We start from the raw sequence: 20,643 nt of genomic DNA, 5'->3' as shown, positions 1-20,643 counted from the left end.
AAAGAAAACCATCGAGTGAGGGCGGAACAACTCCACCCTCGCCGGTGGCGTTTGCGTGTCGTCAGTTTATCGCGTCTTTTGCGCCTAAAACGCCTGTAAACTCTGGCCTTACGTCAGTTTATCGCCGGAAAGAGCGGCAAAGGCATTTGTGACAATGCTTACATAAAACTGACATTTGAGCTTCATGAAGCAAGTCTAAGCCCTTCCCTCGACGCAGGCTAGAAATACGAAGGAAGAGCATGATGTTCGAGCTAAAGAATGTCTCCCGCCGTTTCGGAAACAAGCTGGCCGTAGATTCCGTAAGCCTTGAAATTCCGCAGGGACAGATGGTCGGCATTATCGGCCGCTCAGGCGCCGGCAAGTCGACGCTGCTGCGCATGATCAACCGCCTTGCCGACCCGACCTCGGGCTCCATCCATTTCGGCGGCGTCGAAGTCTCCGCGCTCAGCGGCCGCAAGCGTCGCGACTGGCAGCGCGATTGCGCCATGATCTTTCAGCAGTTCAATCTGGTGCCGCGTATCGACGTGCTGACCAACGTTATGCTCGGACGCTTGAACCAACGCTCGACCTTGCTCAGCCTGCTCAACGTATTTACCCGCGAGGAGCGCATCGACGCGATCACGGCTCTGGAGCGGCTCGGTATCGAGCAGACCGCCATGCAGATGGCCGGCACGCTTTCCGGCGGTCAGCAGCAGCGCGTGGCGATCGCCCGCGCTTTGATGCAGAAGCCGAAGATGATGCTGGCGGACGAGCCGATCGCATCGCTCGACCCGCTCAACGCCAAGATCGTGATGGACGCGCTGCGCGACATCAACGAGCGGGAAGGCATTACCGTCATCACGAACCTTCACACGCTCGACACGGCGCGCAACTACTGTGAGCGCATCGTCGGCATGGCGGCCGGCAAGGTCGTCTTCGACGGCGCTCCATCCGATCTGACCGCCGACGCGGTTAAGGCGATCTACGGCACCGACAAGGACGGCGCCGGCATCGACGAAAGCATGACTTCGACCAGCATCAACATTCCCGAATTGCCTGCGGCTGCCGCGGCAAATGCATCTGCCGGCTTGCAACCGCTGGCAATGGTCGGCCTCTGAGGGAGCCGACCAAGATCGAGAGCCCGCGTAAAGGGCGCTTCTCTTCAAGACGCAAGACCATCCGGGGACACCGGTCAATCAGGAGACGACACCCATGTTGAAGAAGACTCTTCTCGCAGCCACGGCGCTTCTCGCGCTCGTCGGTTCTGCATCCGCAGCCGACCTCAAGGAATTCCGCGTTGGTATCCTTGGCGGCGAAAACGAAGCCGACCGCCTGCGCAACTATGCTTGCCTTGCCGACCACCTGAAGGAAACCTTCGGTTTCGAAAAGGTATCGCTGTTCCCGGCCGCCGACTATGACGGCGTTATCCAGGGCCTTCTCGGCGGCACGCTCGACTTCGCCGAACTCGGCGCTTCCGGCTATGCAGCTACCTACATCAAGGACCCGAACGCCGTTACCCCGATCCTGACGACCCAGCAGACGGACGGCTCGACCGGCTACTACTCGATCGGTCTCGCTCTGAAGTCCTCCGGCATCAAGACGATCATGGACGCCAAGGGCAAGAAGCTCGGCTACGCCGATCCGGACTCCACGTCTGGCTACCTCGTCCCGCTGACACAGATCCCGAAGACCACCAACATGCCGAACGACAAGTTCTTTGGCTCGACCCAGTTCAACGGCGGTCACGAGAACAACCTCCTCGCTGCCTATGACGGCAAGGTCGACGTTGCTGTAGACGACTCTTCGGGCCTCGGCGATTTCAAGGACGGCTTCACCTCCGGTACCTTCCGTAAGGAAGTCGACAAGGGCTCGGTTGATCCGAACAAACTCGTCGAAGTATGGCGTTCGCCGCTGATCCCGAACGGCCCGCTGGTCGTTTCGAACAAGATCGGCCAGGAATGGCAGGGCAAGCTGGCCGACTTCTTCACGAAGCTGCCGACCACCGACGCCAAGTGCTTCTCCGCTATCGAAGGCGGCGACTTCAAGGGCTACGTTCCGGTCAAGCAGGAATTCTACAACGCTGTTATCGACATCCGTAAGGCTGCGATCGGCGGTTGATCCCCATGCATGCGAGGGCGGCCGGCCAACGGCCGCCCTTTCCATTCTCGCCGTTTTCCGGTTCCAGTACGGGCGAATTCTTCATGACCTTTGCCGATCCCCAGCAACACCTCAGCGCCCACGACATCGGCGAGGCATGGCGCAAGGTTATTGCGCGCCGCCGGATGTATACTGGTTTCGGCCTCCTCCTGCTGGTCGTTGCCTTCGTCTCCTCGGTTCAGTTCGCCAACGAGAGCAATGCCGGACACTTCTTCGAGCGGCTGCCGCATCTCTTCGATTTCACGACCTGGCTGATCCCGAAAGACTGGAACGACGTCTGGCGTGCGCTATTCGACATCGCCAGCCCGAACAATCCGGGCACCGGCGGCGAAGAGTGGAACTTTCCGGAAGGTCGCGTCTATATCTGGGGCAGTTTCTACATTCCCGAATATTTCGAGCTGATGATCATCACCTTCAACGTGGCGCTGGTCTCGACGCTCGTCGGCTTTATCTTTGCCGTGCCGCTTTCCTTCCTGGCCTCGCGTAACCTGACGCCCGCCTGGCCGGTTCGCCTTGTCGTCAAGCGCTTCATGGAAGTGCTGCGCGCCTTTCCGGAGATCGTCATCGCCGGCCTCTTTGCCGCGATCGTTTCGATCGGCCCCGTCTCGGCGATCATCGCGGTCGGCCTGCATTCGATCGGCGCACTCGGCAAGCTTTTCTACGAAGTCGTCGAAAACGCCGACATGAAGGCCGACGAGGGCATCCGCTCCGTGGGCGGCAGCTGGACGGAACGCGTCCGCTTCGCAGCACTCCCGCAGATCCTGCCGAATTTCATGTCCTATGCTCTGCTTCGCCTTGAGATCAACGTTCGCGCATCGACCATCATCGGCGCAGTCGGCGGCGGCGGTATCGGCCAGGAGCTGAAGCTGGCGATTTCGCGCGGCTTCGGTCCAAAGGCCCTGGCGCTGATCCTTCTGCTCTTCCTCACCATTCTTGCCGTTGATCAGTTCTCCGCCTGGCTCAGACGGCGCCTGGTCGGCGAGCACGCCTTCCTGCTGCAACATTGAGGATTCCATGACGATGACAAGTGCGAGCCATGCGGCATCGATCGAGGAGCGCTTCCCGGAAGCCTTCAATCCTCCCTTCCTCAAGCGTTTCGGCCCGCTGCTGACGGTCATTGCGCTGATCCTCTACGGCATCTACTCCGTATGGTTCTTCGATATCCCGAAGATCGTGGCGGAAGCCCATTGGGAGCGTGTCGGTCTCTATCTCGGGGAATGGATCAGCTATGACGTGCAGCCGGAGTTCCGGCTTTCCGGCAGCAAGATCACCCCGCGATATCCCCGCTTCTCTCCGCTCGGCGACGATCCGCATCCGGACTGGGTCACGCAGAATGCCGATGGCACGGTTACCGTCGATGTCGGCGGCGCGCAGAAAATGGTCACCCTCAGCAAAACAGAGGTTACCGTTCTCAACCACGGCCAGAGCGTCGTTGTTTCGCTGACCAGCGGCCAACCCAAGGTCGTCGGCACTCCGCCGGCCTGGATGACTGTCTATGACGACAACGTGCTTGCCAACCTGGGCTTTGCCGGCGACGTCAGCATCGACGTCGATCGCGTCAAGATCCGCAAGCGCTTCCTTGGCTGGCCGAACTTCATCTTCGACACGCAATCGAAATTCTTCGGCAAATCGGCCAGCGAAGTTGCCACGCTGCTGATCAGCGGTCCGCAGCTTGAGAAGGGCACCTCCAACTGGGCGCTCGCCTTCGACAATTTCTGGAACAATAGCGGCTGGCAGCACGGTGACGTTATCACCAAGCTGCTACAGACGATCGTCATGGCCTTTCTCGGAACGCTGCTGGGCGCCGTCTTCAGCTTCCCCATGGCTTTCCTGGCAGCGCGCAACATCACCCCGAACCGATTTGCAAATCACCTGTTCAAACGCTTCTTCGATTTCCTGCGTTCGATGGACATGCTGATCTGGGCGCTGTTCTTTACCCGCGCCTTCGGTCCCGGCCCCTTGGCCGGTAGTGCGGCGGTCTTCTTCACCGAGACCGGCACGCTCGGCAAGATCTACTCCGAAGCGCTAGAAAATATCGATGACAAGCCGCGCGAGGGTGTTTCCTCGACCGGCGCGGACAATGTTCTCGTGCAGCGCTACGGCGTGATGCCGCAGATCGTGCCTGTCATTGTCAGCCAGACACTCTACCAGTGGGAGTCGAATGTCCGCGGCGCCACCATTATCGGCGCGGTCGGCGCAGGCGGCATCGGCCTCAAGCTCTGGGAGGCGATGGCCACCAATGCGAACTGGGAAAACGTCGCTTACATGGTGCTTTTGATCCTGATCGTCGTCTTCCTGTTCGACATGGCATCGAACGCATTGCGTACGCGCCTGATGGGTCCGAACGTCCGTTAAACATTGCTGAAAAATGATGGCGGACGCCGCTCCGCCATCATCATTCTGTCATGGAAATCTTTTAGCGCAGGGCCGTCTTGCGGTTCGTCGCCAAATCACCCATCAGTATGGCCGCCGCCGATTTCCAAGGATATTCCCTTGCGCTACGCACTCTATTTCACGCCTCCGAAGGACGACCCGTTGACTGGACTGGCTGCGCGCTGGCTCGGTCGCGATGCTTTTTCCAACGATAGTTTTCCGGCTACCGGTTCCGGCGATATTTCCGCCGACGAGCAGCGCGATATCACTGCCGAACCGCACCGCTACGGCTTCCATGCCACGCTGAAAGCGCCTTTCGAGCTGGCTGCCTCAGTGACCGAGCGCGATCTGATGGCGGTCGTGGAAGATTTTGCAGCCCGCACGCCGGCCTTCACGCTTCCGGAACTGGTGCTGGGCCAGCTTGGCCGCTTCTTCGCGCTCGTGCCGGGTGCCTTGTATCAACCGCTGCAGGATTTCGCCGCCACTGTTGTCAAATCCTTCGAGCCTTTCCGTGCGGCCTTGTCGGAGGCTGATATAGCCCGGCGCAAACCAGAAAGCCTCAGCGAAGCGCATCGCAACAATCTCCTGCGCTGGGGCTACCCGTATGTTATGGATGAATTCCGTTTTCATATGACGCTGACGGGCCAGGTCGCGCCTGAGCGGCAGGCCGTTGTTCACGATCTGCTTCGCGAGACCTTTGCCGCCCATACCGGTCGCCCGATTGCGATCTCCGGCCTCGCCGTCTTCGTCGAAGAGGCGCGCGCTGCGCCGTTCACCGTCCACTCCTGGCTGCCGCTCGCCGGCGCCCAAAGCTGAAAGTGACTGCAATGTCCAAAGAGACTGTCCTATCGAACGCCCGCATCGTCCTGGAAGATCAACTTCTCTCGGGCTCGGTGCTGATCCGCGACGGCAAGATCGCCGACATTTCGGAAGGACACTCCACGGTCGGCGAGGATTTCGAGGGCGACTACCTGATACCCGGTCTCGTCGAATTGCATACCGACCATCTCGAATCACACTATTCGCCGCGTCCGGGCGTTCGCTGGAACAAGACGGCAGCCATCCAGGCGCATGATGCGCAGGTGGTGACCTCGGGCATCACCACCGTCTTCGATTGTCTGCGCATGGGCTCGGATGAGGACGGCGGTTTCGAAAAGGGCGAGATGCGCGACATGGCCGACGCCATCCAGCAGGCACAGCGCGAGGACCGGCTGCGTGCCGACCACCTCATCCACCTGCGCTGCGAGGTGTCGGCCGACAACGTGCTCGACCATTTCCACGATTTCGAGAACGACAACTACGTCCGTCTCGTCTCGCTGATGGACCATGCGCCCGGTCAGCGCCAGTTCCAGACGATGGACCAGTATATCTTCTACTATCAGAAGAAGCGCGGTCTGAGCGATGAGGCATTCGCGCGTTTTGTCGCCAAGCGACAGGAAGAATCGGCCAAATATTCGAAGCCGCACCGCGACGTGCTCACGAAGATCTGCCACGAGCACGGCATCACCATTGCCAGCCATGACGACGCAACGCTCGACCATGTCGACGAAGCGATCGGGTATGGCGTGCGCCTGGCGGAATTCCCGACCAGCGTCGAGGCTGCCAAGGCCTCTCACAAGGCGGGCATGAGCGTTCTGATGGGCGCTCCCAACATCGTTCGCGGCAAGTCGCACTCCGGCAATATCGCGGCCCGCGATCTCGCCGAACTCGATGTGCTCGACGTGCTTTCCTCCGACTATGTGCCGCTCAGCCTGTTGCACGCACCCTTCATCCTTGCGGACGAGGTCGAGGCCATTTCGCTGCCGAAGGCGATTGCGATGGTAACGGCGACGCCTGCGCGTACCGTCAGCCTCGACGACCGCGGCCGTATCGCAACCGGCCTGCGCGCCGATCTGGTGCGCGTTCGCCGCGACCACGGTGTACCGGTGACGCGTTCGGTCTGGCGGGAAGGACGGCGTGTGGCATGACGGCGAGCCCCAACATTCACAGCGCAGCCGACATGACCGGTACGAAAGCGGGCATGATGGTCGTGGTCGTCGGCCCGAGCGGCGCCGGTAAGGACACGCTGATGAATATTGCGGCCAAGCATTTTGCCGGCCGGCGCGACGTGCATTTCGTGCGCCGCGTCATTACGCGGGACGGTGAGGCCGGCAATGAGGATCATTTGAGCGTTTCCGTCGCCGAGTTCTTCGCGATGGACCGGGCCGGCAGCTTTGCCGTCTGCTGGGACGCCCATGGCCTGAAATACGGCATTCCGGCTGCCGTGCGCCAAGAACTGTCGCAGGGGCATCTTGTGATCGCCAACGGCTCACGTTCCGTGCTCGACCGGTTCCAGGCAGCTTTTCCCCGGCTAAAGGTGCTGAACATCACCGCCCGGCCCGAGGTTCTGGCGGAAAGGCTGATCGCACGCGGTCGGGAGACACGCGAGGATATCATCAAGCGCCTCGAGCGCGGCTCACTAACGGTTCAGGGCACCTATGACGTGACCGACATCGACAATAGCGGCAAGCTCGAAGATGCCGCGCGCACGATCGTCGAAAAGTTGGAAACCCTGCTGAAAGGGTGAGGCCGTCCACCTCGCCGCAGCCGTCACTTGGTGGACGCTCATTGAGTCCAGACCCCTGGACGACAATGTAAACTCTCGCCTAGGCTGCCGCCTGTGAGTGTCGAGGCAAACCGAACCGCGGATGCCACATCACGAATTAGATCGGTGGGACCATGACAGCAAAAAAGGACGCTGGAACGCCGCAGGAAAAAGGTGCCGAGCTTTTGGTCGCGATGACCGGCAAGGCGAGTCCCGCGAAAGCGGCCGAAGGCGACAAGCCGGTATTTGCCTATATCGAGAGCCTTCCCGAACCGCAGAAGAGCATTGCCAAACATGTCGATGCCTTGGCCGCCAAGGCACTGCCGGACCTCAAACGCGCGGTGAAATGGGGAATGGCTTACTATGGCGTTCCCAATGGGTGGTGCTTCACTTCCGGCGCCTTCGTCGGTCACCTGAAGCTGATGTTCATTCGAGGCAACGAACTGCAACCAGAACCCCCGGTGACCCCGATCGGAATGGGCAAGGCTGCCCGTGGCGTCGAGTTGACCTCCATGGACGAGCTCGACGAAGACCAGGTGCTTTCGTGGATGGCTCAGGCCGCCGAGAAACCGTTCGTCGGAGGGAAGAAGAAGAAATAGCTCCTGGCTGCTTAACGGGCCACCCGAATGCAGCCCGAGGCCGTGACGACGGTCTACCCACCGGAATCTCGGAATCGGCCTTCGGCCCGAGCGCCAGCTGATTGAGTATGAACCCTAGTGCGCCTCGTCCCAGTTGGTTGCGGCGCGCGCATCGACCTTCAGCGGGACCTTCATGTCGACAGCCGGCATGGCCGCGTTCTCCATGACTGACACAATGATCGGCATGGTACGCTCGACATCGGCATCTTCGACCTCGAAGATCAGTTCGTCATGCACCTGCAGCAGCATGCGTACGCGGTCGCCGAGACCTGCTTTGCCAAGCGCAGGCTCCATCTTGATCATCGCGCGGCGAATGACATCCGCAGCGGACCCCTGGATCGGTGCGTTGATCGCGGCGCGTTCGTTGAAGGCGCGGACGGACGGGTTGGACGAACGGATTTCCGGGTAATGGGCGCGGCGGCCGAAGATGGTCTCCACATAGCCCTTGTCGCGAGCGATGGCCTTGGTGCTTTCCATGTACTCCTTGATGCCCGGGAAGCGCTCGAAGTACTTCTTGATGTAGTCACCGGCTTCGGATCGCTCGATCGAGAGTTGGTTGGCGAGGCCGAAGGCGGAAATGCCGTAGATGATGCCGAAGTTGATCGCCTTGGCGCGGCGGCGAACCTCGCCCGGCATGCCTTCGACCGGCACGCCGAACATTTCCGACGCCGTCATGGCGTGAATGTCGATGCCGTCAGAAAAGGCCTGCTTCAGCTGCGGGATGTCGGCCACATGTGCCAGTACCCGCAGTTCGATCTGGCTATAGTCGGCCGAAATCAGCTTATGGCCGGGCGTCGAGATGAAGGCCGTACGGATCTTGCGACCTTCGGCAGTGCGGACCGGAATGTTCTGCAGGTTGGGTTCGGAGGACGACAGGCGGCCCGTCGAGGTCGAGGCCAGCGAATAGGAGGTGTGCACCCGCTTAGTCTCGGGATGGACATAGCCGGGGAGCGCGTCGGTATAGGTCGATTTCAGCTTGGTGAGCTGGCGCCAGTCGACGATCTTGCGCGGCAATTCGAAACCGGCCGCAGCCAGATCTTCCAATACCTGCGCCGAGGTCGACCATTGGCCGGTCTTGGTCTTGGTGCCGCCGGCAAGGCCCATCTTGCCGAAGAGGATATCGCCGAGCTGCTTGGGGGAGCCGATGTTGAACCGCTCTCCGGCAAGCTGATAGATTTCGTCCTCGAGCCTTGCGGCTCCCTGGGCCAGTTCGCCTGACAGGCGCGACAGGATTTGCCGGTCGATGGTGATGCCGCGCTCTTCCATATGGGCGAGAACCGGCACAAGCGGGCGCTCCAGCCGCTCGTAGATCGAACTCAGGCCGGCGGCAGAAAGCCGCGGCTTCAGGACCATCCACAGGCGCAGCGTGACGTCGGCATCCTCGGCGGCATAGGCGGTGGCCTTGGAGATATCGACGAGATCAAAAGTGACATTGGCCTTGCCGCTGCCGGCAACGTCCTTATAGGCGATCGGCGTATGTCCGAGCCAGCGCTCCGACAAGGAATCCATGCCGTGCGGATTGTTTGCGCCCGCGTCCAGCACATAGGACATCAGCATCGTGTCGTCGAAGCTCTTCGTCTCGATGCCGTAGCGCTTCATCAGCAGGTAGTCGTATTTCAGGTTCTGGGCCACCTTCAGGACGGAGGTGTCCTCAAGAAGGGCCTTCAGACGCGGCAAGGCATCTTTCATCGGGATCTGGCCTTCCACCAGGCCACCGCCGAGCAGGTCGCCGACGCCATTCTTGTGACCGAGCGGCACGTAAGCGGCGCGCGTCGCCATTCCCGAGGGATCGCGCGTATTGTCTGCGATCGCCAGGGAGAAGCCGACGAGTTCGGCCTGCATCGGATCGAGCGACGTCGTCTCGGTGTCGAAGGCAACGAGGCCGGTCTCCATCGCCGACGCTATCCACGCATCGAGGGTGGCGACGTCGCGGATCGTTATATAGCTGGCTATGTCGATGGGTGCAGTCGAAAACGCCTCGGCGCGCGACTTGACGAGGGCGCCGGGTTCGGCGGCATCGGTGTCTGGCCGGAACTTCGGCTTGTCGGGCACAGACACGGACGGACCTTGCACATCGGCGGCAGCGCCACCGACCAGCGGCACCGCCTCGCCGGTGTCGAGATCCGGACCATGGGCCTTGTCGCCCCATTCGATCTTGATGACTGAGGGCTCGATGGCGGCGGCATCGCATTGGCAGGCTTCGGCCACGCGACGGGTCAGCGTGGTGAATTCCATAGCCTTCAGGAAGCCGACCAGCTTCGGGCCGTTCTGGTCTTCGAGGACGAGCGCGTCGAGCGCGAGATCCAGCGGCACATCCGTTCGCAACGATACGAGTTCGCGGGAGAGCCGCGCCTTGTCCGCATTGGCGATAATCGTCTCGCGACGCTTCTGCTGCTTGATCTCGCCGGCGCGCGCAAGCAGCGTGTCCAGATCACCGAACTCTTCCAGAAGCTGGGCCGCGGTCTTGGGACCAATCCCAGGGATGCCGGGCACGTTGTCGATCGAGTCGCCGGTCATCGCCTGGAGGTCGATCATCTTTTCCGGCGGAACACCCCATTTTTCGACGACGTCGGGGATGCCGATGTGCTTGTCCTTCATGCCGTCGTACATGTGAATGGTCGGCGTGACGAGCTGCATCAGATCCTTGTCTGATGAAATGATGGTGACATCGGCGCCGATACCGGCTGCCTGCCGCGCATAGGTCGCGATGATGTCATCGGCTTCGAAACCTTCGGTCTCGATGCAGGGCAGGTTGAAGGCGCGGGTCGCCTCGCGGATCAGGCCGAACTGCGGGACCAGCTCTTCCGGCGGGGCGGAACGATTGGCCTTGTAATCAGGGTAGATTTCTTTGCGGAAGGTCTTGGAGGAATAGTCGAAGATAACCGCAAAGTGCGTTGGCGTGACGCCGACCGAGGTGTCGCGGGCGGAGGTGAGCAGTTTCCATAGCATGTTGCAGAAGCCTGAAACGGCGCCGACAGGCAGGCCATCCGACTTGCGCGTCAGAGGCGGCAACGCATGGAAGGCCCGGAAAATGAAGCCCGAGCCATCGACGAGGAAGAGATGATCACCTTTTTTCATGGGAAGCATGGATAGCGCGGGCTATCGCCAACGTCCATACTGTTCGCTGCGCAAACGGGCATCGGGCAAAGTTAAGTATTCACTGAAACGTTACCAATTTGTAACCGGATGCAACCGCGAACTCCCTTGAAAAACCACATTTGCAATCACACTTCAGAGTCACCGGCGTTTGATCGCGCCGAGGGTCTGATGACCGGCCTGTCCCCCGCCGCGTCAGACTTGGACAAAGGCCTTATCCCCCTCTCCGGGCCTTTGTCCCCAATTCGAGCCGCCATGGTCACACCTCCAGACCATGGCGGCTTTTATCTTCTAGCGACAATTCTGCCCCAAACGCGAAGTCAACCTAACCCAAGGTGAGTACTCTAGCGGAAGGCAATACATCGCCTGCGATTTACTCATTGTCTTTGTCAAAAAATAGCGCATATCCTAGCCCCATGGGATTTAACCGGATGGACTCTGCGGCATACCTTGCCAGCCAGCTGGCCAAGGGTTTTGCCCGCTCGTTGCACCAACGGGCGGCGGGCCTCGGCTTTTTGCCCGGCCAGTTTCCGATCCTCCTCGAATTGTGGTCCGAAGACGGGCTCACCCAAAAGCAGCTGCTGGAACGGGTGGACATCGAGCAGGCGACGATGGCGAACACCCTCTCGCGCATGGAGCGGGACGGGCTGATTGAAAGGCGGCCGCATCCTTCCGACAAGCGGGCGCAGCTGATCTTTCTGACACGGAAGGCGACCGCGATGCAGACCGAGGCCGTTCGGGCAGCCATGGCGGCGGATCAGGATCTATTCCGCGGTTTCCGAACCTTTGAGCGGGAACTGCTCCTGGAATATATTCGCCGCATCCTTGACAATGCGAAACGCCTCTAGGATTAGGCCACGGTTCTCCGCGAGCCGCCCTGGAGCCCTCGGCGCCTGGAGCGGGCAGGAAACCTGATACTCGGTTCAATATCCGGCTTGCCGAGCAGAAAGCCCTGGATCTGGGCACTGCCTTCCTCGACGACGATCCGCCGCTGCGTCTCGGTTTCCACGCCTTCCGTTACAACCGACATATCGAGACTGTGGCCAAGGCCGATGATGGCGCGCACGATGGACCGCGCGGCCGGATCATGCTCAAGCGCGCCTGTAAAACTGCGATCGATCTTGATCTTGTCGAATGGAAAGGCGCGAAGATTGCTGAGCGAGGAATAGCCGGTACCGAAATCGTCCATGACGACGCGGACGCCGAGCTTATGAAGGCGCCACAGAATGGAGAGGACCGCGCCCCGGTCGCGTATCAGCGCCGATTCCGTGATCTCGAGCTCAAGCCTTGCGGGATCAAGGCCCGTCTTGGCCAGAATACGCTCCACCTGGTCGTAGAGCGTGGGCAACAGGAACTGCACCGGGGAGACGTTGACGGCGATGCTCATATCCTGACGCCAACGGGCCGCTTCCGTGCACGCCTGCTCCAACACCCATTCGCCGATCTTTATGATCGAGCCGCCCTCCTCGGCGATCGGAATGAAGACTTCCGGCTCGATCATCCCGCATGTCGGATGAGACCAGCGCAAGAGTGCCTCATAGCCGCTCGTATTGCCGGAACGGGCATCGAGGATCGGTTGATACGACAGGTGGAATTGATTGCGAAATATAGCCTGACGCAGATCGGCCTCAAGCTGACGCCGGCTGCGGATGGTCTGATCCATGTCTGAATCGAAGAAGCATGCGCTGCCACGGCCATCATGCTTGGCTCGGTACAGCGCGGTGTCGGCGTTGGCGCAGAGCTGCTCCGGAGTGCTGCCGTCGAGGGGATATAGGGCGATCCCCATGCTGACGCCAACCGCTGTCGGGTCGCGGGAAACATCCATCTCGGCGGCGAACCTTTTGAGTATCTCCTCGGAAAGTCGACGGGCGCCACCCGGCTGGTCCTTGCCGCACTGGATGATCGCGAACTCGTCGCCGCCAAGCCTCGCCACCGTGTCGCTGCGATCGTCGGCGGCATAATGCAGGATCTGAGCGACCTTTTTCAGGATGCGGTCGCCTTCGGCATGGCCAAAGATGTCGTTGACGGCCTTGAAGCGATCGAGATCGAGATAGAAAACGGCAACCGCTTCGTTCCTGACCGTCGCCGCCTGAAGGGCCTGGCCTATGCGCCGCGCAAACAGCGTGCGGTTGGGGAGATCGGTCAACATGTCGTGCAGGGCAAGATGCTCGATCATCTCCTGCGCCTCGCGCCGTTCGGTCAGATCCCGCAGGACGAAGACGCGGCATTCATGCCCGCGATAAGTGATTTTCCGCGTGGCGATTTCGACGGAGATCTGACTACCTTCCCGTGTCGTCAGCAGCGTTTCCACCAGCACATCGCCTTCAACCCTTGCGATACAGTCCGCCGAGAGGAAGGCTGACGGCGCCTTGCCAACCACCTGCGGCAGGCTGCATCCCGAAATGGCCAGGAAGCGCTCGTTGGCATCGATGATGTGACCGTCGCGAACGATCAAAAGCCCTTCCAGCGACGCATTGGCAAGGCCACGCAGGTCCGTCAGGTGGCGCTCGACGAACACGGCACCAAGTGCCAGCAGGATCAATACCGTCGAAGACACGATGATGATGCCAGCCAGAATGCCGCGATCGATCGCCGTGGCTGCAACCTGCCTCTCCGGATCAGGGACGAGCGTGACGCTGCTCATCGCGGTGAAATGCAGAATGCAGATGGCAAGCACCAGGAGGAGAGAGGCCGAGATGATCCCTCGCCAGCCGGAAACCTTGTGAAAGGTGACGAATGCGAGGATGCAAAAGAGCGCGCCGATGACAAATGCCGCCGCAACTCCCAGGAAATCATAGGAAAAATTCGCTGGAGCCTCTATCGCCCGCATGCCGGTGAAATGCATGAGCGCCACGCCGAGCGCCATCAGCAATCCCCCCATCGCCTGGGAGGGCAGGCCGTTGCCCAGAGAACCCACGGCAATAGCGCCCGCGGCGCCGGCAATCGCAAAGACAACCGACAGGAGGGTGAGCGACAATCCATAACTTATGGGAAAACCGCCCCGATAGGCGAGAATGGCGATGAAATGCGTGGACCAGATTCCGACACCGCAGGCGACAGCCGCGGCAGCGAGCCAGGAGCGACGCTGCCAGCCGGCACATTCCTGCGCCCTTGAGAGCAGGAGCATGGTTGCCAGGCAACCGATCATGCAGACGCCTGCTGCGGATAGAACCAAACGCCAGTCGTGATCGTTCCGAATGCATGCAAGAACTGCAAACATCTGCCCCACTCCATTGCTCCCCAGGATTGAATTTATGGGGCATTTTCTAAATAACCGTAAATTGCATTAGATAAGTCTTTAATTATCTCGATATTGAAACGCTTCGTTATGCAACCATCAAAATTCTCTTTCCGTCGCCTCGAAACGGGAGCGAGTTTGGTCTATCGTCCTGCCAATTTCAGAGAAGGAATCTGGTATGACCGACATAAAGCCTGTTCTTGAGCGCGCCGATCACAATCTCAATTCAAGCCTCGACAAGCTGTTTGACCTCATCCGCATCAAATCGATTTCCACCGATCCCAGCTTCAAGGCGGAGTGCCGCAAGGCAGCCGACTGGCTGGTGAATTATCTGGGCTCGATCGGCTTTGCAGCATCCGTGCGCGATACCGCGGGCCATCCGATGGTGGTTGCCCACCACGATGGCGCGACCGCCGACGCACCGCATCTGCTGTTTTACGGTCACTATGACGTCCAGCCCGTCGACCCGCTGGAGCTGTGGGAGACCGATCCGTTCACGCCCGCCATCAAGGACATCGGCAACGGCCGGAAGGTCATTACCGGCCGCGGCACATCCGACGACAAGGGGCAGCTCATGACCTTCGTCGAAGCATGCCGGGCCTATAAGGACATCCACGGCTCGCTGCCCTGCCGGCTCACGATCCTGTTCGAGGGTGAAGAGGAATCCGGCTCGCCGTCGCTGAAGCCGTTCCTGGAAGCGAATGCGGAAGAGCTCAAGGCCGATTATGCGCTCGTCTGCGACACGGGCATGCTCGATGCAGAAACGCCGGCAATTTCGGCCGGTCTGCGTGGCCTGGTCGGCGAAGAAGTTGTCATCACCGCGGCCAATCGCGATCTGCATTCGGGCATGTATGGCGGCGTTGCCGCCAATCCGATCCGTATCCTCGCCGATATCCTGGCCGGCTTGCACGACTCCACCGGCACGATTACCCTTCCCGGTTTCTATGATGGCGTCGACGAAACGCCCGAGGACGTCAAGGCGGCGTGGAAGAAACTCGACGATTCCGCTGAATCGTTCCTGAGCGAAGTCGGCCTATCGGTCCCGTCAGGCGAGAAGGACCGCTCCATTCTCGAGCTGATCTGGGCCCGGCCGACGGCCGAGGTCAACGGCATTACCGGCGGTTACACGGGCGAAGGCTTCAAGACCGTCATCGCTTCCAAGGCATCCGCGAAGGTGTCCTTCCGTCTCGTCGGCCGCCAGAACCCTGCAGCGATCCGCGAGAGCTTTCGCGCCTATGTCCGCTCGAAGATCCCGGCCGACTGCTCGGTCGAATTTCATCCGCACGGGGGTTCGCCGGCCATCCAGCTCCCTTACGATTCGGCGCTGCTCAGCAAGGCCAAGGCTGCCCTTTCCGACGAATGGCCAAAGCCGGCCGTCGTCATCGGTATGGGTGGATCGATCCCGATCGTCGGCGATTTCCAGAAGATGCTCGGCATGGAATCGCTGCTCGTCGGCTTCGGCCTCAGCGATGACCGTATCCATTCGCCGAACGAGAAATACGAGCTGACCTCCTATCACAAGGGGATCCGTTCCTGGATTCGCATTCTCGACGCACTCGCGGCCTGATAGCCCATGAAGGGGATGCGCGTATCTCGCGCATCCTCCGTTGATACCAATATCCTCCCCAAATCTGGCGACTTGCCTTCCGCGAGTATCAAGAACAAAATCACAAGCGGGGGTGAATTTGGATTCGACATTGCCCCCGGACTGCTGTAAACGTTGATTAAACGATTAATCATCAGTCTACGAGATACATGGCAACACGCCCAGGACCCAATCTCAGCAGAATTGCCGCCTCGCTCGGTGTCTCCGTCGCGACCGTATCCAACGCGCTTTCGGGAAAGGGCCGCGTCTCGGCCGAATTGGTCGAGCGTATTCGGGCGACGGCCAATGCACTCGGCTACGTGCCGAGCCAAGCCGGGCGCGCGCTCAGAACCGGCCGCAGCGGTGTCCTCGGATTGGTGCTGCCTGATATTTCCAACCCGCTCTTTCCGCAAATCGCGCAGGCCATCGAATATTCCGCCTCGGTTGCCGGCTATGGCGTTCTGATTGCCGATTCACGCGGCGATGTGGGCATGCAGACCGAGGCGATCAATCGCCTGATCGAACGTGGCGTCGACGGCATGATCATCGTACCGCGTCGCGGCACCCGCATTGCTGATATCGGCTGTCCCGTCGCCGTCATCGATACGCCGTCCACGCCGGGCAATACCGTTTCGGCCGACCACTGGCAGGGCGGGCGGGAAATCGCAAAGCATCTTGCCTGGCTTGGCCACCGCAAGGTTCTGCTGATCGGCGCCAATCCGGGATCGAACGTGCAGAATGACCGTATCGGCGGGATAAAAGCCGGATTCGATTCCGCTGTTCAGACCGAGGTTCTCTGGATCGAGAAGATTGAGGATCAAAACGGCGGCGGCTGTCTGCTCGGTCTTGCCGAGAAGGCCACGGAGGGCTTCACCGCCTTTGCCGCCGTCTCCGACCTGCATGCATTGCGAGCACTCACCGAATTGCAGCGGGCCGGCATCAATGTGCCCGGCTGCGTCAGCGTGACCGGCTTCGACGATCTTATCTGGTCGCCCGTCGTCACGCCGGCGCTGACGACCATGCGCATGGATATGGACACGATCGCCGAAATCGCGATCTCTGCTCTCGTGCATGCCATCGAAAAGGGGGAGCCGGAAGAAGCGTCTGCGGACGAGACGCCTTCCGAGCGGAGGCTCGTCACCGCGACCGTATCGCGCGTGCCGATGCAACTCGTCGTTCGCCAATCTTCCGGGCCTCCGGGACCGGCAAAAACGAACCTTCCAGATGGAGACCTTCCGAAATGAGACTACTGCTCGCAGCATCGGCCGTGCTGCTCTCCTTTTCCGCCCTTTCGGTACAGGCGGCCGACAGAACGCTGACGATTTCCGTCTACGCCTTCGCACAGGACGATTACAAGAAGCTTGTCTACGATCCCTTCGAAGCCAAATGCGGCTGCAAACTGGTGGTCGAAACGGGCAACAGCGTCGAGCGCCTGCAGAAGATGGAAGCCAACAAGGCCAATCCTGTTGTCGACATGGCCGTGGTCTCCATGGCCGATGCCTTGCAGGCCGCCCGTTCCGGCCTGGTCGACAAGATCGATACGTCCAAGCTTACCAACTTCAACAAGCTCTATGACATCGCCAAGGATCCGAACGGCGACGGCATGAGCATCGGCTATACGTTCTATGCCACCTCGATCGCCTACCGGCCGGACAAGATGAAAATCGAGTCCTGGGCTGACCTGCTGAAGCCGGAATATGTGGGCCATGTCGCGTTTCCGAACGTCACGACCAACCAGGGACCACCGGCGCTCTACATGCTCGGCAAGGCGATCGGCAAGGACACGCCCGATCTTAAGGGTGCGATCGCCGCCATCGGCGAGCACAAGGACGATATCGTAACTTTCTACGAGAAGTCTTCCCAGCTCGTTCAGTTGATGCAGCAGGAAGAAATCTGGGCGGCACCGATCGGCAGATTCTCCTGGGCCGGCTTTACCAAGCTCGACGTTCCCGTTGCCTGGGCGACGCCTAAGGAAGGCCAGACCGGCGGCATGAACGTCATGATCATGACCAAGGGCAGCAAGGACCAGGATCTGGCTTTGCAGTTCATGGATTTCTGGTTGTCCACCGAGGTGCAGACGGCGCTGGCCACCAAGCTGGTCGACAGCCCGGCCAACAAGGAGGTTAAGGTGCCGGACGATGTCGCCAACAACATCACCTATGGCGAAGACACCGCCAAAAGCCTGAAGCTCATTCCGTCTGCCGAAGCGCTCGACGAGCGCGACACCTGGGTCAAGGAATGGAACGAGACCGTCGGCCAGTAACGTCCATGACTGATAACGATATCCCGGTACCTTGCCGGGATATCCTGCCCGCCGCTCCGACAATCCGCGCTCATGAAGGTTGGTTTTGATGTTCCAGAATAGGGCCGAGGCTATGGCGCTTGCCTTGCCGGCGGCAGTTTTTGCGGCGGTCGTCTTCCTTGTGCCGGTCGTGCTGCTGCTGTCGGAAGGATTTCACTCCGCCGGCACCTGGTCGCTTGCCGCCTATACCGGCTTCTTTTCCGAGCCACTGAACCGGACCGTCTTCCTGCGCACGCTGCGGCTCGGCGCTGAGGTGACCGTCGTTTCCGCCGTCATCGGCTATGCCGCTGCCTTCGCAATCGTCAACCTGCCGCCAAAGGGCAAGGGCCGCATGGTTGGCCTCGTGGTGCTGCCGCTGATGATTTCGCCGGTCGCGCGCACCTATGCGTGGATCGTCATCCTCGGGCGCACCGGCATCGTCAATGAGGCGATCCGCGGCCTCGGCCTCAGCGAGACCCCGCTCAGGCTGCTGTTCAGCGAGACGGCGATCTTCATCGGCCTGCTCCAGCTCTTCCTGCCGCTGATGATCCTCTCCCTGATCAGCGCTCTCGAAAACATGCCGAAGGACGCCGTTCCGGCGGCGCGCGTGCTCGGCGCAAACTGGCTTCAGGTGTTCTGGAAGGTTGTGCTGCCGCTCACCCGTGAAGGCCTTGTGATCGGCGGAACGCTCGTCTTTACCGGCTCGCTGACCGCCTATATCACGCCAGCCATCCTCGGCGGGTCGAAGGTGTTGATGCTGGAGACGCTGCTCTACCAGCGCGTCACCGTCTCCAATGATTTCGTCTCTGCCAGCGTCATCGCCTTCATCCTCATCGTCATGAGCTTCGGCGCCAATCTGGTGCTTAAACGTCTCGCCACGGCGAAGAACAAGGCTGCGAGGACCATGCCATGAGCCGACGCCTGTTTTCGCCAATCGTGCTCTTTCTCGTGCTGGCCTTTCTGATCGGGCCTTTCATCATCATCGTCGCCGCCTCGCTCTCGGCGGGCGAGACGCTCGCCTTTCCGCCGCAGGGCCTGTCGCTGCGCTGGGTCGCCAAGGTCTTTACGGTCGACAGCTTCCGCGCCAGTTTCGCCATGTCGATGTTTCTCGCGATTGGCGGCACGATCTTCGCGCTGATGTTAGGCATTCCGGCGGCCTATGCGCTCTCGCGCTACAAACTGCCTTTCGCCGAGACGATCCGCACCATTGTTTCTTCGCCGATCATCGTGCCTGGTATTATCGTGGGCCTCGCGATCCTGCGCTATCTCGTCGTGCCTTTCGCCTTCAGCATCACCATTGCGCTGTTCTTTGCCCATACGGCGCTGGTGCTGCCCTATGCCGTGCGCGTCGTTTCCGCCAGCCTCAACAATCTGCGCTCGGACATAGAGGAGGCGGCGGTGCTGCTCGGTTCCTCCCGGATTGGCGCCTTCTTCCGCGTCGTGCTGCCGAATATCAGAGGCGGCGTGCTTGCCGCCTTCATCCTCGGCTTCGTCACCAGCTTCAATCAGGTGCCGGTCTCGCTGTTTCTGTCAGGCCCCGGCATTCAGACGATGCCGATCGACATGCTGGGCTACATGGAGACGACCTATGATCCCTCCGTTGCGGCCCTCTCCTCGCTGCTCGCCTTTCTTTCCATCGGCATCGTCTTCCTTGCCGAACGCTTTCTAGGATTCTCCCGCTATGTCTGATGCCGCCTATCTCTCGCTGGAGAAGCTGACGCTTGCCTATGGCGACACGGTCGCAGTCAGGGATCTCGATCTGTCGATCGCCAAGGGCGAACTTGTCGCGCTGCTTGGCCCCTCCGGCTGCGGCAAGACGACGACCATGCGGGCGATTGCCGGGCTGCTCAATCCGACCTCCGGCAAGATCAAACTCGACGGTGCCGACGTCACGCGCGTCTCGGCCAACAAGCGCGCCGTCGGCCTCGTCTTCCAATCCTATGCGCTGTTTCCGCATTTGACGGTCTATGAGAATGTCGCCTTCGGCCTGCGGCTCAAAGGCATGCGTGGTCAGGAGCTTGATGCACGCGTCGGCTCAGGCCTCAAATCGGTCGGCCTTGCCAGCTTTGCCGGCCGCAAGCCCGGCGAACTTTCCGGCGGGCAGCAGCAGCGCGTCGCGCTTGCCCGCTCCATGGTGATGGAACCGAAGGTGCTGCTGCTCGACGAGCCGCTCTCCAACCTCGACGCCCGGCTGCGGCTCGAAATGCGGACCGAACTGCAGCGCGTGCAGAAGGAAACCGGTGTCACAATGATCTTCGTCACCCATGATCAGGGCGAGGCCCTAGCGCTAGCCGACCGCATTGTCGTCATGCTGAATGGCGGCATCGAACAGATCGGCACGCCGGAAGATATCTACAACAGGCCGATTTCGGCTTTCGTCGCCGATTTTGTCGGCTTCGAGAATGTGTTTGCGCTTGATGACGGCAAGCTCAAGACGGCAAAGGGTGCGGTTACGCTTTCGGAGCCTGCGCCATCCGGTGCGGCGAGCCTCGCATGGCGGCCGCGCGCCGTCACGCTGGGTTCCGGTCCGTTCCGGGGGACCGTGCGCGGCACGTCCTTTGCCGGCAGCACCCGCGAATATCTGCTCGATACGCCGCTGGGGCCGATCAAGGCCGAGATCGATGCTGCAAAGCCCGGCCATGCCATAGGGGACGAGCTTGCCTTCGACCTGCCCGTTGCGGCAGCCGCTCCCCTCAAGAAGTTCAGGTGAGA

At 60.7% G+C, this 20,643-nt stretch carries 17 protein-coding genes; 15 read left to right on the top strand and 2 right to left on the bottom strand.

Annotated elements, in window-relative coordinates; all coding sequences use genetic code 11:
• Positions 1-242: 242 nt before the first annotated feature.
• The 8 genes from phnC (at position 243) to DTW90_RS06475 (ending at position 7,692) form a co-directional block, all read left to right on the top strand.
• Positions 243-1,097 (top strand): phosphonate ABC transporter ATP-binding protein, encoded by an 855-nt coding sequence (gene phnC / locus DTW90_RS06510; RefSeq protein ID WP_188079892.1) that lies wholly within the window; start codon positions 243-245, stop codon positions 1,095-1,097.
• A gap of 94 nt (positions 1,098-1,191) precedes the next feature.
• The gene (gene phnD / locus DTW90_RS06505; protein ID WP_149337202.1) at positions 1,192-2,097 is read left to right on the top strand and encodes a phosphonate ABC transporter substrate-binding protein; all 906 of its coding nucleotides are present in this window, start codon (positions 1,192-1,194) and stop codon (positions 2,095-2,097) included.
• An 83-nt stretch (positions 2,098-2,180) separates the two neighbouring features.
• Positions 2,181-3,143 carry a phosphonate ABC transporter, permease protein PhnE gene (gene phnE / locus DTW90_RS06500; RefSeq protein WP_149337200.1) on the top strand — a complete coding sequence of 321 codons (963 nt, stop codon included), beginning with the start codon at positions 2,181-2,183 and terminating at the stop codon, positions 3,141-3,143.
• 7 nt (positions 3,144-3,150) lie between these two features.
• A complete protein-coding gene (gene phnE / locus DTW90_RS06495; protein WP_149337198.1) occupies positions 3,151-4,491 on the top strand; it encodes a phosphonate ABC transporter, permease protein PhnE in 1,341 nt (446 codons plus the stop codon).
• Positions 4,492-4,629: 138 nt separating this feature from the next.
• Positions 4,630-5,325 carry a DUF1045 domain-containing protein gene (locus tag DTW90_RS06490; RefSeq protein ID WP_149337196.1) on the top strand — a complete coding sequence of 232 codons (696 nt, stop codon included), beginning with the start codon at positions 4,630-4,632 and terminating at the stop codon, positions 5,323-5,325.
• Between the two features lie 11 nt (positions 5,326-5,336).
• Positions 5,337-6,476, top strand: a complete 1,140-nt coding sequence (locus DTW90_RS06485) for an alpha-D-ribose 1-methylphosphonate 5-triphosphate diphosphatase (protein WP_149337194.1) — start codon at positions 5,337-5,339, stop codon at positions 6,474-6,476.
• Positions 6,473-7,075 (top strand): phosphonate metabolism protein/1,5-bisphosphokinase (PRPP-forming) PhnN, encoded by a 603-nt coding sequence (gene phnN / locus DTW90_RS06480; protein ID WP_149337192.1) that lies wholly within the window; start codon positions 6,473-6,475, stop codon positions 7,073-7,075. Before DTW90_RS06485 ends, phnN begins: the two co-directional genes overlap by 4 nt.
• A 152-nt stretch (positions 7,076-7,227) precedes the next feature.
• Entirely contained in the window at positions 7,228-7,692 is a 465-nt protein-coding gene (locus tag DTW90_RS06475; protein ID WP_149337191.1) for a DUF1801 domain-containing protein, read from the top strand.
• 114 nt (positions 7,693-7,806) lie between these two features.
• On the opposite strand, the gene polA is transcribed toward DTW90_RS06475, so the two are convergent.
• Complete coding sequence (polA, locus tag DTW90_RS06470) at positions 7,807-10,809, bottom strand: DNA polymerase I (protein WP_149337189.1); 3,003 nt, start codon at positions 10,807-10,809, stop codon at positions 7,807-7,809.
• Positions 10,810-11,258: 449 nt separating this feature from the next.
• Here polA and DTW90_RS06465 point away from each other — a divergent pair, with 449 nt between their 5' ends.
• Complete coding sequence (locus tag DTW90_RS06465; RefSeq protein WP_149337187.1) at positions 11,259-11,675, top strand: MarR family transcriptional regulator; 417 nt, start codon at positions 11,259-11,261, stop codon at positions 11,673-11,675.
• Between the two features lie 2 nt (positions 11,676-11,677).
• Here the strand turns inward: DTW90_RS06465 and DTW90_RS06460 are convergent, their stop codons facing one another.
• Positions 11,678-14,047, bottom strand: coding sequence for an EAL domain-containing protein (locus DTW90_RS06460; protein WP_149337185.1), 2,370 nt, complete (start codon positions 14,045-14,047; stop codon positions 11,678-11,680).
• Between the two features lie 196 nt (positions 14,048-14,243).
• On the opposite strand from DTW90_RS06460, the gene DTW90_RS06455 reads away from it, so the two are divergent.
• From DTW90_RS06455 to DTW90_RS06430, 6 genes are all read left to right on the top strand, one after another.
• Complete coding sequence (locus DTW90_RS06455) at positions 14,244-15,632, top strand: M20/M25/M40 family metallo-hydrolase (RefSeq protein ID WP_149337183.1); 1,389 nt, start codon at positions 14,244-14,246, stop codon at positions 15,630-15,632.
• A gap of 188 nt (positions 15,633-15,820) precedes the next feature.
• Positions 15,821-16,894 (top strand): LacI family DNA-binding transcriptional regulator, encoded by a 1,074-nt coding sequence (locus DTW90_RS06450; RefSeq protein WP_149337181.1) that lies wholly within the window; start codon positions 15,821-15,823, stop codon positions 16,892-16,894.
• Positions 16,891-17,913 carry an ABC transporter substrate-binding protein gene (locus DTW90_RS06445; protein WP_149337179.1) on the top strand — a complete coding sequence of 341 codons (1,023 nt, stop codon included), beginning with the start codon at positions 16,891-16,893 and terminating at the stop codon, positions 17,911-17,913. Before DTW90_RS06450 ends, DTW90_RS06445 begins: the two co-directional genes overlap by 4 nt.
• An 88-nt stretch (positions 17,914-18,001) precedes the next feature.
• Entirely contained in the window at positions 18,002-18,844 is an 843-nt protein-coding gene (locus tag DTW90_RS06440) for an ABC transporter permease (protein ID WP_132527296.1), read from the top strand.
• On the top strand, positions 18,841-19,620 hold the full coding sequence (locus DTW90_RS06435) for an ABC transporter permease (RefSeq protein WP_149337177.1): 780 nt from the start codon (positions 18,841-18,843) through the stop codon (positions 19,618-19,620). Before DTW90_RS06440 ends, DTW90_RS06435 begins: the two co-directional genes overlap by 4 nt.
• Positions 19,613-20,641: an ABC transporter ATP-binding protein gene (locus DTW90_RS06430; protein WP_149337175.1), complete on the top strand. Its 1,029-nt coding sequence runs from the start codon at positions 19,613-19,615 to the stop codon at positions 20,639-20,641. Before DTW90_RS06435 ends, DTW90_RS06430 begins: the two co-directional genes overlap by 8 nt.
• Positions 20,642-20,643: the final 2 nt, after the last annotated feature.

The sequence above is a fragment of the Neorhizobium sp. P12A genome (assembly GCF_008365395.1).
GTDB lineage: Bacteria > Pseudomonadota > Alphaproteobacteria > Rhizobiales > Rhizobiaceae > Rhizobium.
This window is presented reverse-complemented; position numbering and strand designations above follow the sequence as displayed.

Coding starts and splice junctions, on each gene's coding strand:
- phnC (WP_188079892.1), top strand. CDS start 243: ATGTTCGAGCTAAAGAATGTCTCCCGCCGTTTCGGAAACAAGCTGGCC.
- phnD (WP_149337202.1), top strand. CDS start 1,192: ATGTTGAAGAAGACTCTTCTCGCAGCCACGGCGCTTCTCGCGCTCGTC.
- phnE (WP_149337200.1), top strand. CDS start 2,181: ATGACCTTTGCCGATCCCCAGCAACACCTCAGCGCCCACGACATCGGC.
- phnE (WP_149337198.1), top strand. CDS start 3,151: ATGACGATGACAAGTGCGAGCCATGCGGCATCGATCGAGGAGCGCTTC.
- DTW90_RS06485 (WP_149337194.1), top strand. CDS start 5,337: ATGTCCAAAGAGACTGTCCTATCGAACGCCCGCATCGTCCTGGAAGAT.
- phnN (WP_149337192.1), top strand. CDS start 6,473: ATGACGGCGAGCCCCAACATTCACAGCGCAGCCGACATGACCGGTACG.
- DTW90_RS06475 (WP_149337191.1), top strand. CDS start 7,228: ATGACAGCAAAAAAGGACGCTGGAACGCCGCAGGAAAAAGGTGCCGAG.
- polA (WP_149337189.1), bottom strand. CDS start 10,809: ATGAAAAAAGGTGATCATCTCTTCCTCGTCGATGGCTCGGGCTTCATT.
- DTW90_RS06465 (WP_149337187.1), top strand. CDS start 11,259: ATGGACTCTGCGGCATACCTTGCCAGCCAGCTGGCCAAGGGTTTTGCC.
- DTW90_RS06460 (WP_149337185.1), bottom strand. CDS start 14,047: ATGTTTGCAGTTCTTGCATGCATTCGGAACGATCACGACTGGCGTTTG.
- DTW90_RS06455 (WP_149337183.1), top strand. CDS start 14,244: ATGACCGACATAAAGCCTGTTCTTGAGCGCGCCGATCACAATCTCAAT.
- DTW90_RS06450 (WP_149337181.1), top strand. CDS start 15,821: ATGGCAACACGCCCAGGACCCAATCTCAGCAGAATTGCCGCCTCGCTC.
- DTW90_RS06445 (WP_149337179.1), top strand. CDS start 16,891: ATGAGACTACTGCTCGCAGCATCGGCCGTGCTGCTCTCCTTTTCCGCC.
- DTW90_RS06440 (WP_132527296.1), top strand. CDS start 18,002: ATGTTCCAGAATAGGGCCGAGGCTATGGCGCTTGCCTTGCCGGCGGCA.
- DTW90_RS06435 (WP_149337177.1), top strand. CDS start 18,841: ATGAGCCGACGCCTGTTTTCGCCAATCGTGCTCTTTCTCGTGCTGGCC.
- DTW90_RS06430 (WP_149337175.1), top strand. CDS start 19,613: ATGTCTGATGCCGCCTATCTCTCGCTGGAGAAGCTGACGCTTGCCTAT.